The sequence below is a fragment of the Thermofilum adornatum genome (assembly GCF_000446015.1).
In the GTDB taxonomy this organism is placed as follows: Archaea; Thermoproteota; Thermoprotei; order Thermofilales; family Thermofilaceae; genus Thermofilum; species Thermofilum adornatum.
Genome location: NC_022093.1, coordinates 220,616 through 232,674, shown reverse-complemented (window position 1 = coordinate 232,674; position 12,059 = coordinate 220,616). Strand labels below are relative to the sequence as shown.

Below are 12,059 nucleotides of genomic sequence, written 5' to 3'. Positions count from 1 at the left end.
ACTCTAGTCGTAAAACAGTTGTATTCAGGACTTAGGACGCTATGAAAAGCATTGTAAGAACTATACATTGTCCAAGGCAAAACTAAGACAGGTGGAAAAGTGGAAGAACTAACCATGGAAGAATTTTTGAGGAAAATTGCTGGCAAAAAGATTAAAGTGCGAGAAGTAAAAGCGGCACCACCAGCAATAGTCATCGAGTCTCATGGAAGCCTCTACAAAGTAAAAGTAAAATAGGATCGAATTATTATACCTTAGAAGCCAATGGACGACGTGGGTCGTGACGTAGAGAACCTCATGAAAAAGCTCCTAAAACAAAACTCAAACTATTTTTCTAATGGTTCACTTAACAGTGAAGGTCGTAAAATCTTTGAAGAGATGGCCCGAATGCTTGTCTACGAGAAGCCTTATCTCAAAAAAAGAATCCGAGAAATAAGGAAAAAAGGAACATTCGAAGACGTACTGAAACTGGCAGAAGACATTCTCCCACAGGAGGAACTCATAAAAATAGCAAAGGGATGGTACACTGGACCCTATACAGAGTCCCCAGATATAGATGACTCCCTTCTCAACTCTTATCTTTTCTCTCCGGTTGACAGGTCTACTGGTAGAATGCCTTCGAGTTCAAAGTAGAATATTTTTGCATTCTTGAATGAGATGTATTTGACTCCTCCTTCTTCTTTAATCTCGTAGCTCAAAACTATCTTTGAAGGTGTCTCTGTCAACCCACTTTTCTCATATGTCTCAATTATTTTCGAAGCAGCTCTCCTCCACTCCTCCAAGCTCTTATCCTTATTTACTCCGCTTTGCTTGATCTCTTTAGTTAGTATAGCATAGAAGGCTTTCCGCAAGTTAAATACAGCGCTTCTTGAGCTCGGGCTTATAGGGGTCTGTATTGTATTTAGCTGTGTAGCGATCTCGATTGTTTCTAGGAATTGCCTTAAATTTCTCCCCAACTGCTCGATATATATTCTTATTTGCTCTGGAAACTTTTTCTCTTTGATGCCCGACTCAATAGATGCTAAAATTTCTTGTACGTTTTTGACAAGGGTCTCCATAATTTTCACCTATAAAATTTAATGCAAAAATATTTATAAAGTTTTATTTGATATACAACTAGTTAAAAAATCTTTAATTTTACCTTTGCGTTGATGCATACCCGCGAGGGAAAACAATTAATATACATTATCAAAGATATATCTCGTGACTCCACAGGCATTTCGGGTTAGTAGGGCTTCTTCTCAGTTTGGAGCAGAAGAAGCCTTTGTTTACCTTGCAAAAAGCCTCGAGTTAAAGAAGAAAGGCGTAGACGTAATTTCCTTCGGGATAGGACAGCCGGACTTTCAGCCCCCTCCCCACGTGTTGGCAGAAGCCAAGAAAGCGATGGATGAGGGATTCAACGGTTATGGACCAAGCCTTGGAATGCCAGAGCTAAGAGAAAAGATTGCCGACTTCGTCTCGCAGGAATATGGAACCGACGTAAAGCCTGAAGAAGTGGCAGTAACTGTTGGAGCTAAGTCTGCAATCTTTATAGGGATGATAACACTTCTAGAGCCCGGAGACGAGGTCATAATACCCGACCCCTCATATCCACTCTATGAGTCTGTCGCCAGATATATAGGGGCCAAACCTGTTTTTCTAAGGCTCCACAGAGACAATAATTACAAGATAACCTTCCCGGAAATAGAGAAGCTGGTTACAGACAAGACTAAAATGATTGTCCTAAACTACCCCGAGAACCCCGTAGGCACAACTATAGATAGAAGAGACATAGAGGAAATAGTAGACTTCGCTTCAAAGAAAGGAATAGTTATTCTCTCAGACGAGATATATGATCACTTTGTATATGAAAAGAAACACTTCTCGACTCTCCAAACAGCTAACTGGAGAGAAACAGTTTATTATGTAAACGGCTTCTCCAAGACCTTTGCAATGACAGGCTGGCGGCTAGGCTACGTAATCACCAACAAAGACCTAGTCTCAAAACTTTCCGTCGTCGCAAATAACATTTACTCGTGCCCAGTAACCTTTGAGCAAATTGCCGCGGCACGCGCCCTAGACTATGGGCTGGACTGGTTCAAAGAGATCCTAGAGGGCTACAAGAGAAGGAGAGACTTAATATACCAGGAACTATTATCGATTAAGGGTGTCAGGACAGTAAAGCCAGAGGGCGCATTCTATATTTTCCCAGACTTCACCCAAGTCATAAAAGAGAAGGGGCTGAAAAACGAAAGAGAACTGGTCGACAGGCTTCTATACGAGAAGGGGGTGGTAACTTTACCCGGCACAGCCTTCCCCAAAGATGGAGGCATAAATCATCTTAGATTCTCTTTCGCCGTGCCCGAAAACGCGATAAGAGAAGGCATAAAGAGAATAAAGGAATGGGTGGAGAGCTAGAATAAATACCATATTCCAAGGAATAAATTTTTATTCAAAAACTAACATTATTCCAAAGGATATCTAGAGAGTGATTACATTGACAATTCCAATTAAGATCTCCCTATGCGGTCCCGGAGGCGTGGGAAAAACAAGCCTTGCAAGATACTTTACTGGACAACAATTTAACCCACAAGAAAAATTAACAGTAGGGATACAGCATTTCTTCAAGAAGCTTGTTCTAGATGGTAAAGAAATCTCGGTAGCTATATGGGATCTAGGCGGAGAGCACAGGTTCCGTTTCTTGGCCCCCATGTTTCTGAAGGGAGCAAAAGGCATTATCTATGTGTTTGATCTTACACGCGAAGAAACTTTTCTTGAGATTGAAGAGTGGAGAAAAATAAGTGAAGGAGTTGTCGGAAACGTTCCAAGCATACTCGTTGGAAACAAGGCGGATTTAGAGGAGCTTAAGATCGTGCCGTATTCCTTGGCTAGAGAATATGCCCGCTCAAAAGGCATGCTAGAATATTTTGAGGTTTCAGTAGCGAAAGGAATAAATGTTAATGAGGCATTTATTTTTTTGTTAAAAAACATTATTGAAAGAGGGAGTTTATGAGCAAACAGGGGATGGTTCGGGTATTTAAAATAAGATGTCCTACTTGTAATACCGTCGAAACCGTGGAAGTAAATGATAAGATTTTGATTGATGCGCAGAGCAATCCTTTAGGGCTAGCCGGGGTAGCCTTTCCACATGATAATCATGTGCTGATTGTGTATGTCGACAGAAATGGAGAGGAAAGAGGAACAAGGGTGTTCTCCCTTTTACAGCCAGTTGCAAAGGGTTTTTACCAAGTTAAAGTCCCCGACGAGTGGCTAAGAGGCCTTAGAAACATTGCCGGTTTTACAGTTGAAAGCAAAAGAATAAATTACCGCATAAGTGGATACCTGAGACAACCATCAAGTAGCATCAAGGTTTACAAAGGAGAAACTACTCTCGAAGTCGACTTTGCAAGAGACATTAGCTACCAGCAAGCAAGATCATGGCTAGAGCTTTTAGCCGAGGCGCTCGATACATCCTTCTCATTCAACCAGGCAGACTACGTAAACGCGATAAGGCTCCTAGACGTACTCATAGAAGAGAAACCCTTCGAGTACATTAAGCAGGTCTTCTGGCTCATTACTAACGCTTCAAACATAACGGTAAAAGTACACGAAAGAGAAGCCATGCTGGCACGTAAATACAGGCCTATGATCCTCTTCGATAAACACAATGGAGGATTTATCAACAGGGTCATGGAAGTATCAAACACAAAAGTTTCTCAACTTCTCGGTCTGGAAAACCCCCAGATTATTTATTCATATATTGAAGCCCTTCTCTCACTTCAAAGAAGGAAAATAATAGACTTGGTGGTAGAGTAATGTCATATCCAGAGGTTTTCCACGACATCGCTGTAACACTGCTTCCTGAGGCTTTGGCAAACTTCAGAAAAACATCTGCACCCCAGTTGCTAGACCTAGCTAGCATCGAAAAGCTACTTCCATCTCTTGTAACATCGGCAACTACACGTCTAAACAATGCACAGCTAGGAATAGAGCATAAAGAGTTCCAAGAAATCTTCCAATATGGAATAACGGCCTATTCAGAAGTTTACCTTGAAGGAGACTGGAGACCATACCTCCTTTTTGCCGAACTTTTCAATAGAATGGCTATTGTGGAAAATCTCCAAGAATGGGCTCTAAACATCCTCTCCGTCCCGCAAAGCGCCGTCGCAGTCGAGGTTAACCCAGTTGCTCCAATAATGCTTGCAAAAATGAATTCACGTTTCAATACAAATAACCATGTATTAGCTGAAAGATGGATACTCCAAAACACAATATTCAAAGAAGCCATAGAAGAATACAACCGGAAATACAATTTAAATCTTAAAGCCTTTACCTTGGAAACATCTGAGCAATTTTCATCATTGGCAACAAATGTAGATATATTTGTTTCATCATCCCTGGAAGCCATGAGCCTCGGTTGGAGAACTGTCCTGGATTTAGCCGTAAAGCTGCTCAAAAGACGTGGAACCCTTATAGCGATGTTCCCAGACAACGCCAGAGAAGGCCTGAGAACCCTTCTAAAGATATGGAAGATACCAGAGTATCCACCCCTAGAAAAAATACTCAGAGACCTGCAAGACGCACGTTTCACACAAATACGATACCATGCCCAGGGACCCTTTACACTTATATATGCACAGAAAAGGTAAAAAGACTTAATGCTCGTAATATACATACCTGACCCAAAGAGGGCATCACCTGCCCCTATAGCAATAAGCGACGAGTCTGTATTCCACAAGATACTTCTAGACGAAAACCTCACACCAGTGAAATGCTACGACAAGAACGGTTTAAACAAACAGTGCCCCGAGAAACTCCTAGAGGCGAAAAAACAAGACGTATTTATAGTTGGGGGCATTGTGGCCGAAGACTATTCAGCTAGGCTAGAACTTCCCTACATAGATGAAAGAATAATAAGGCTACATCCCAACTTTATACCAGGAAACCTAGACTCCTTACTCGAAGCGGTAATGAACTCAACAAAGCCAGAGCTAGCTAAGCCATATGCCCAGGACACTTTTCTAGCAGTTATACCGGGACAACATGTATCAAAAAAAGCATTTGCTATTGCCTACGCTGGGACACTAACACAAACAGAACTGGATGTAAAAATGGAAGCTGTCCTCGATCCACAACTCAACAGTCGCGTAAAACTATTGAAAAAGTGGAACCTGATAGATCGGTATGAAGACTGGCTAGACATACCATGGCAATATGTCATTGCTCCTGGGAAAAACATGAGAAGATTACTCGAAATAATGATTGAGAGACCCGTGGCAAGAATGCCCAAAGAAATCCTCGCAAATAAATACAGGTCCCCCCATGATTTTCTAGACGATCTGGAAAGCTGGGTAGCTAAGGCTAGGCTTCCCTTTGAGAAAAAAAGAGAAGTCCGCAGGCTAGTCGTCTTCATAGACGAGAACCTCTTCAAGGTAAACGGCGGCTATCGAGCCGTAGTAGTAGCCAAGAATACCACTAGGAGGATAATTGCACGGTGGTACTTCAACCAGAAACTCGAACTACAGGGCTTTGACGGCTTTCCGCCGGAAGCTGTACGCGACACTGACCTCGAAGTCTCCGTAGGAAATGTCCCCAGAGAGGTTCAAGCGAGGATTCCAGCGCAGCTTGCTTCCTTTATTATAAGACAAGCTGTTCTCTCCCCAATAAAGATTGAGGACTACATTGGGCTTAAAATACACAGGTGGGTCGAAATTGCAGAAATCTAGCCTACTTGGAGCCTAAGAACTTGTAGATTCTCGTATAGTCCTTGTCGCCTAGCCTCCCCAATTTGGAGGCCTCCAAGAATATCTCTGCAAGCCTCGTTGTTACTGGCAGTGGTTGGCCCCTGTGATACCCCGATAGGACAGCATAAAAAAGATCCTTCGTAGCGAGCTTCATTTGAAAGCTAGTGGGGGTCGATTCGTCTAATAGCCTGTGTGCATATCTATCCACGATTACTTTAAGCCATAGTTTACTCGCAATTTCCAGAAACTCGTTCTCGCCGACGTCCCAGGATTTTACCAAGAGCAAAGCCTCGGCGAGAGACTCTAGAGCCATAAAATACATACTGTTTAGCGCCAGCTTTATTGCCGAGGCCTTTTCAGGACTGCCTACATATACATGTTCCTTGCAATACCTTCCAGTCAAGCCGCTGACCTGCTGAAACGCTTTTTCGCTTCCACCCACAATACAGAGGCAGTCTCCCTTTTCAACATTTGTGGGATTACCCATTACGGGTACGGCTAGGTACTCGGTTCCGACTGCAATAGCATTTTCGTAGGCTTCCCGTGTATGTATAGGCGAAACTGTGCTGTGGTTCACAATGATTTGGGGCTTCCCATGGCTGAAAACCTCTTTAAGGACGCTTCTAGAAGCCTCGTCGTCGGCAACCATGATAAAAATCACGTCCGAGTTTTCTGCAAGCTCCTTTATGCTTCCCGCGATCCTAGCTCCATAGTTGGCTAGTGGTTTAGCTTTCTCAATAGTCCTGTTCCAAACAGTTATTTCGTTGCCTGTTCCGGCGAGGTGGCGGGCCATTGGGAAACCCATTTGACCTGTGCCAATAAACCCGATCCTCATGTTGTCTCATAGTTATGGATGCTAAAATATAAATTAATCCATTTGTTTAACGATTGGAGAGAACCATGAGAGTAGAAGAGGCAGTTGACCTAGTAATGAAGACGCTACAATTCAGGGGATACGATGTAACAAAAACAGAGGAAGAAGGAGAAAAAACGCTGATAATCAAGCTGGGAACAAAGACGGCAAAGGTAAGGTTCCACGAGGAAAAAGGAGAAGTGATCGAGCTCCACCTTAGATACGAAAACGTGCCCGGCGTAACAATCCTCAAGTGCGAAAGACATGATGCCTACATGAGATGCATAGAGGATCTTTTAAGCCGCTTCTAGGAGAGAAAACACTGCAGCGAATTTTTCTAGAATAAAATTATTTGCTGAATGGTTATATCCTCTTACTGCTACGGGTCTAGGAACATAGAACATCAATGGTGAACCCCTAAATATGCTCTACATAGTGCACACGACTGGTCAATGCAACCTGAAATGCGCTTATTGTGGGGGAAGCTTCGACCCCAGAAAAGTGCCTTGGAAAATACAATACAACCCTGAGTATCTTAAAAGGTTTATTGAGAAAGACCCCGAGGCGGTCATTGCATTTTATGGTGGCGAGCCGCTTCTAAACCCTGAATTTATAATGTGGGCGATTGACAATGTCAAAGTGAAACATTTTGTCATTCAGACAAACGGGACGATTCCCAGGAGTCTTCCAAAAGATTACTGGCTCAAGTTCGATGCAATACTCTTGTCTATAGACGGCAGGCCAGAAGTTACGGACAAGTATCGCGGAAAAGGGGTCTACGAAAAAGTAATATCTACCGCAGAGTGGCTAAGGACAATAGGTTTCACAGGTGATTTAATAGCAAGGATGACTGTGACAGAGGATACAGATATTTATCTAGACGTCATGCATCTTTTATCATTGAAACTATTCACCCATGTACACTGGCAGCTAGACGTTGTATGGAGCGACAGATGGAAAAACTTCCAGCAATGGAGGGATGCGTCGTACCTTCCCGGGGTAAGGAAGCTGGTTGATGTTTGGGTTGAAGAGATGTCGAGGGGAACAGTACTTGGAATTGCCCCATTTAAGGCTATCATAACAAAAACATTCATTGATAATTATGCCGCTCCGCCCTGTGGGGCTGGAGTGAATTCTTTCTCGATTTTAACTGATGGGAGGATTCTTGCCTGCCCCATAGCTGTAGAGGAGAAATGGGCAGAGCTGGGAAATATTTCTCAAGGCAAACTTAGCCCCGAGTCTGCTCCAAAAATAGGTGAACCCTGTATCTCCTGTAGCTACTACAGGTATTGTGGTGGAAGGTGCTTGTACGCATACATGGAGAGGCTTTGGGGCGAAAACGGCTTCAAAGAAGTGTGCAAAGCAACTATAGGCCTCATAGATTCCCTTCTAGAGGCACTTCCAACCATAAAAAACTACTTAAAAGAGGGGAGAATTACTCTAAAAGACATTCTTTACCCTCCTTACAATAATACGGTCGAAGTCATTCCCTAAAGCCTGAACGAAATCTAGTTTTCTATTAAGGAAAAATTTTACAAAAAACTAATATTAACCTAAGGGCTCCATTTTTCTGTGAAGCACTTAGACTTGGCTCTCATACATGCACCAAGCGTATACGACTTCAGGAAACATACCTACGTAAATTATGGTCCCATAAGCGACGTTATACCATCTAAACCTATCTTCGACATGTATCCTGCGGGTTTCTTCTCGCTGGCTTCATACCTAGAAGAGAGAGGAATAAAGACCGGCATATACAACATCGCCGCTAAAATGGTGAACGATCCCAATGTAGATGTAGCAAGGCTGATCCGTCAAATAGACGCCAAAGTATACGGTATAGATCTCCACTGGCTGGTTCATTCCCACGGTGCCCTTGAAGTTGCAAAGCTAGTTAAAGAAATCACGGGGAATCCAGTTGTTCTTGGCGGCCTCTCATCCACCTACTATTGGCGCGAGATACTAGAAAACTATCCCTTTGTAGACGCCATTGTCCTTGGCGACACAACCGAGCCCATATTCTACCAGCTTCTTCAAAAGCTCGAGAAAGGTCTCCTAGAGGAATTGAAGGAGATACCTAATATAGCCTACAGGACAAAAGACGGGAAAATAAAATTCACAGGCTTAAAATACGTCCCAGCAGAACTCGACGAGCTTCGCCCCAAGTACGATATAGTCGTAAAAGTTATGGTCAGAAGCGGGGTTACCCTCTCGCTTCCATGGAGCACATTTCTAAAGCACCCCGTCACGGCTGTAATAACCTATAAGGGGTGTACCTACAACTGTCTAGCATGCGGGGGAAGCCACTTTACCTATAGCGTAATCTTTCAAAGGAAAAATCTAGGAATAAAGAAGCCTGAAACCCTTTTTGAGGAATACAAGGAAATAACCGAGAGGTTAAAGGCGCCAATATTTTTTGTCAACGACCTCCAGGTTCTAGGAAAAACCTACATAGAAAAGCTAACGAAGCTCCTAAGTAGCGAAAAACAAGACCTGGAAGTATTCTTCGAATTTTTCGTACCCCCACCGAGAGAGGTCTTGGAACTTATGAGGAAAGCCAGCGAAAGAGTTTACCTTCAGATCTCGCCTGAATCTCAGGACGAAGAAATAAGAAGACACTACGGTAGACCCTACACAAACCAAACACTCAAAACCTTCCTAAGAAACGCCAAGCAACTAGGCTTCGAAAGAATAGACCTTTACTTTATGATAGGCCTACCCGGCCAGACAGTTGAAAACGTAAGACCAATTGGAAGCTTTTTCGAGGAGCTCTGGCAAGAAGCCCCAAACACCGTTGATGCCTTCGTCGCCCCACTTGCACCCTTCGTTGATCCTGGAAGCATAGCTTTCCACAAATCGGCAAAATATGGATACAAGCTATACGCCTATACCCTGACAGACCACCGGAAACTGCTTCTTGCTAAAAACTGGCACGAAATGTTAAACTATGAAACCCAGTGGTTGACAAGACGAGAAATAGCAGAAGCAACATACAACGCTGTTGAAAGCCTAGCCAAGAGCAAGCACAAGGTTGGACTCATCGACGACGAATACTATGCCGCAGTTATTCAGAGCATAAGTCTGGCGCGACAAATGAAAAAAGCGGGGGTCTTTGACTCCAAGGAAACCCTAAAAGAAGAGGAGCTCTACCCAATGAAGAAAATTGTACTCTCCTACTTGACTCCGCGGCTAGCTTGGGAAATAATAAAGTACAAATTTACTGCTTAGATCCCTCATATATTTCGAAAAATTCTCCGGCAACCTCCTCTACAATAGCGTCCAGTCCACCAACTCTAACTATTCCAGAATCAGTCTCAACCTTGAAATGGGCAAATCCTGCCGGAACGTCAAGCACCGCATCTATTATGTTTCCATCTATTTCGACTCTTGCGCCAGTATCTATCTCGTAGCCCTTAACCTTCAGCCTCAATTTCCTGTTCTCGAGGAGAAGCTTCTTTGTCTCATAGAGGGCCATCCTGTGAAAAGTAAACCTCCAAGGCAACTCGTAGTCCTCATCAACTATCACCTTAGCGTTTACCCATCTATTCATAAAGTCATGCGAAAGGTAGTCTGTAAGCGTTCTTTCCTCGATAAGGTACCCATGCCTAGTTGGAAGAGTCGGGCGAGCCTTAAGAACGCCTCCCCGTTCAGAGTCGACAACAATTACCAGGTCTCCGGAAACAGCAACTCTGAGCTTCTTTAGAAACGGCATGTCTTCCAAGATAAACTTGGCTCCCCTCTCGCCAAGAGAATATGAAAGAACATACACGCGGACCCCACGGTTTATAGCATTCTCGATCTTCTCGCTGAGGAGATGTATGAACTTTATATCGCCCATTATCAAGGCATCCGTAGTAGCAGTGTCTAAAAGTTCTGCCATCCTGTTCTTAGCTACCTCCGGCTCCCGTATAATCCACACGCCGTACTTTTCCTCGGGGGATGGTCTCGAAATTGACTGCATATAGGCTAGAGCCTTCTTCGCCAAGACATCAAAATCTTTCAGAAAAATATTCAGCAACAATTGTGGATCAACAGCCCTATACTTCTTAGGCCTGCCGCCCAGCTCTTCGATATACCCCTTAGAAGACAGCCTAGTCAAGGCAACGTGAATCTGGGGCCTATGCTTAACCAAGTGGTCAGATATTTCAGGAGCACTCATTGGACCCTTCTCAAGCAACAAGAGGTATAATTCAGCCTCAAGACCAGTTAGACCCAGGAACTTCAAAAGTTGAACAGCCACATCCCTAGGGGAACCCGCATCCAACGTTCCAGGACCCCTTTCACCCATACTTCTTCATTCCTATATTCTGTTAAACAAGTATTAATATTTAATTGTCATAATTCTAAGAATAAAAGTAAATATAGATTAATCATAGATTCCCTAGACTTTTCCCATATTTAACTGAAACCGCATAGTAAAGGTCACCAAGAGACACAGCCAAATTCGCTACCTCTATCGCCCGGTTACCAAAAAGATAGACAACACTTTCAATATTCGTCCCACCAACATCGACCAGTGCCCGGCAGTCAGGACACTTCTCGAGCAAGTCGGCAGCCGCAGAGGCAGCTGGATTTGCTGAAGGATAATCCTCACTACTAAACTCCTTGAATGAAATACCCATACTTATGAGTGACTCGCGGATGACCTCATCATATCTGATATTCATTACAGCTCTAAATTTCCCGTTGATAGACAATAGGATTCCGCCCAGATGCCTGCTAGCGCCAAACTCTGGCCTCCTATACAAAACTTCATTCGTCTTTGAACGTGAAATCCTTCCCGGAACTGCGGCCACGTCATATATGCTCTTGGCGCCAGGAATAGCAACAGCAATATTGCTCATAACCTCCGGTATCAAGAAACCAAAATACTCGGACGAAGACAAAACTAATAGGGCTCTCTCTAGGTCGGCCATCACCAGACCACGGCTGACATCGAGTTCTGGGTAAACAACCTTGGTACAAATAAAGCACTCGCTCTTACGCCACCCATACCTTTCATGGGCCTTACACGCGTCTCCACTCGCAGCCACAAGCCACCAATACCTATTGGCCAGATATCCAGCCTCATTCAAGTTGCCATTATACAGCAGTTTCGCTATCCTCTTCGAGACAGCCTTCAGCTCCTGCTCAGCCAAATCCAGACCAGAAACCTTCTCACTGTGAAAATACTCCTTATTAAGAACCTTGCTGACAGCCGCCTGAGTAACACCAGTGAGACGAGCAATATCTGTCTGAGACATGCCAAGCCTTCGAAGCTCGAGAATCAGTAGTTTCCTGAGATAAGGAATAAACACATTAGATGCAACTGTCTCAGGAAACATCAAAATCCTTAATAAGAATTGCATTTAACTCAGTTATAAATCTTACGACGAGAAACTTTTAAAGGTAATCTATAACTCTGTTATGTTCTCATTTACCTCAAAACTCGGTTATAAAGAAATGAAATAACTTCTTCTTAAATGGTGGAAAGTGCAAACGTTAAG

General features: G+C 43.5%; 14 protein-coding genes. 10 read left to right on the top strand and 4 right to left on the bottom strand.

Going from position 1 to position 12,059, the window contains the following annotated elements; all coding sequences use genetic code 11:
• Window positions 1-99 precede the first annotated feature (99 nt).
• The gene (locus N186_RS09855; RefSeq protein ID WP_020961962.1) at window positions 100-234 is read left to right on the top strand and encodes a hypothetical protein; all 135 of its coding nucleotides are present in this window, start codon (window positions 100-102) and stop codon (window positions 232-234) included.
• A 36-nt stretch (window positions 235-270) separates the two neighbouring features.
• Window positions 271-630, top strand: coding sequence for a hypothetical protein (locus tag N186_RS01300; RefSeq protein ID WP_148681949.1), 360 nt, complete (start codon window positions 271-273; stop codon window positions 628-630).
• Here the strand turns inward: N186_RS01300 and N186_RS01295 are convergent.
• Window positions 573-1,055, bottom strand: a complete 483-nt coding sequence (locus N186_RS01295) for a hypothetical protein (RefSeq protein WP_020961960.1) — start codon at window positions 1,053-1,055, stop codon at window positions 573-575. The genes N186_RS01300 and N186_RS01295 overlap by 58 nt on opposite strands.
• 145 nt (window positions 1,056-1,200) lie before the next feature.
• On the opposite strand from N186_RS01295, the gene N186_RS01290 reads away from it, so the two are divergent.
• From N186_RS01290 to N186_RS01270, 5 genes are all read left to right on the top strand, one after another.
• Window positions 1,201-2,394, top strand: coding sequence for a pyridoxal phosphate-dependent aminotransferase (locus N186_RS01290; RefSeq protein ID WP_020961959.1), 1,194 nt, complete (start codon window positions 1,201-1,203; stop codon window positions 2,392-2,394).
• Between the two features lie 121 nt (window positions 2,395-2,515).
• A complete protein-coding gene (locus N186_RS01285) occupies window positions 2,516-2,989 on the top strand; it encodes a Rab family GTPase (protein ID WP_187147034.1) in 474 nt (157 codons plus the stop codon).
• 62 nt (window positions 2,990-3,051) lie between these two features.
• A complete protein-coding gene (locus N186_RS01280; protein WP_020961957.1) occupies window positions 3,052-3,792 on the top strand; it encodes a hypothetical protein in 741 nt (246 codons plus the stop codon).
• Window positions 3,792-4,625, top strand: a complete 834-nt coding sequence (locus N186_RS01275) for a hypothetical protein (protein ID WP_020961956.1) — start codon at window positions 3,792-3,794, stop codon at window positions 4,623-4,625. The genes N186_RS01280 and N186_RS01275 overlap by 1 nt, the downstream gene beginning before the upstream one ends.
• A gap of 9 nt (window positions 4,626-4,634) precedes the next feature.
• Complete coding sequence (locus N186_RS01270; protein WP_020961955.1) at window positions 4,635-5,702, top strand: hypothetical protein; 1,068 nt, start codon at window positions 4,635-4,637, stop codon at window positions 5,700-5,702.
• A 1-nt stretch (window position 5,703) separates the two neighbouring features.
• On the opposite strand, the gene N186_RS01265 is transcribed toward N186_RS01270, so the two are convergent.
• Window positions 5,704-6,555: an NAD(P)-dependent oxidoreductase gene (locus N186_RS01265; RefSeq protein ID WP_020961954.1), complete on the bottom strand. Its 852-nt coding sequence runs from the start codon at window positions 6,553-6,555 to the stop codon at window positions 5,704-5,706.
• 65 nt (window positions 6,556-6,620) lie between these two features.
• Between N186_RS01265 and N186_RS01260 the strand changes: the two genes are divergently transcribed.
• The 3 genes from N186_RS01260 to N186_RS01250 all read left to right on the top strand — a co-directional run bounded on the left by N186_RS01260 (window position 6,621) and on the right by N186_RS01250 (window position 9,801).
• Complete coding sequence (locus N186_RS01260; protein ID WP_020961953.1) at window positions 6,621-6,884, top strand: hypothetical protein; 264 nt, start codon at window positions 6,621-6,623, stop codon at window positions 6,882-6,884.
• Window positions 6,885-6,996: 112 nt separating this feature from the next.
• Window positions 6,997-8,067 (top strand): TIGR04084 family radical SAM/SPASM domain-containing protein, encoded by a 1,071-nt coding sequence (locus N186_RS01255; RefSeq protein WP_052885493.1) that lies wholly within the window; start codon window positions 6,997-6,999, stop codon window positions 8,065-8,067.
• Window positions 8,068-8,145: 78 nt separating this feature from the next.
• A complete protein-coding gene (locus tag N186_RS01250; protein WP_020961951.1) occupies window positions 8,146-9,801 on the top strand; it encodes a TIGR04190 family B12-binding domain/radical SAM domain protein in 1,656 nt (551 codons plus the stop codon).
• Here N186_RS01250 and N186_RS01245 read toward each other — a convergent pair.
• Window positions 9,791-10,861, bottom strand: coding sequence for a TrmB family transcriptional regulator sugar-binding domain-containing protein (locus N186_RS01245; protein ID WP_020961950.1), 1,071 nt, complete (start codon window positions 10,859-10,861; stop codon window positions 9,791-9,793). The two genes, N186_RS01250 and N186_RS01245, sit on opposite strands and share 11 nt — an antisense overlap.
• An 82-nt stretch (window positions 10,862-10,943) precedes the next feature.
• Window positions 10,944-11,897 (bottom strand): thiamine-phosphate synthase family protein, encoded by a 954-nt coding sequence (locus N186_RS01240; protein ID WP_240366761.1) that lies wholly within the window; start codon window positions 11,895-11,897, stop codon window positions 10,944-10,946.
• Between the last annotated feature and the right edge of the window lie 162 nt (window positions 11,898-12,059).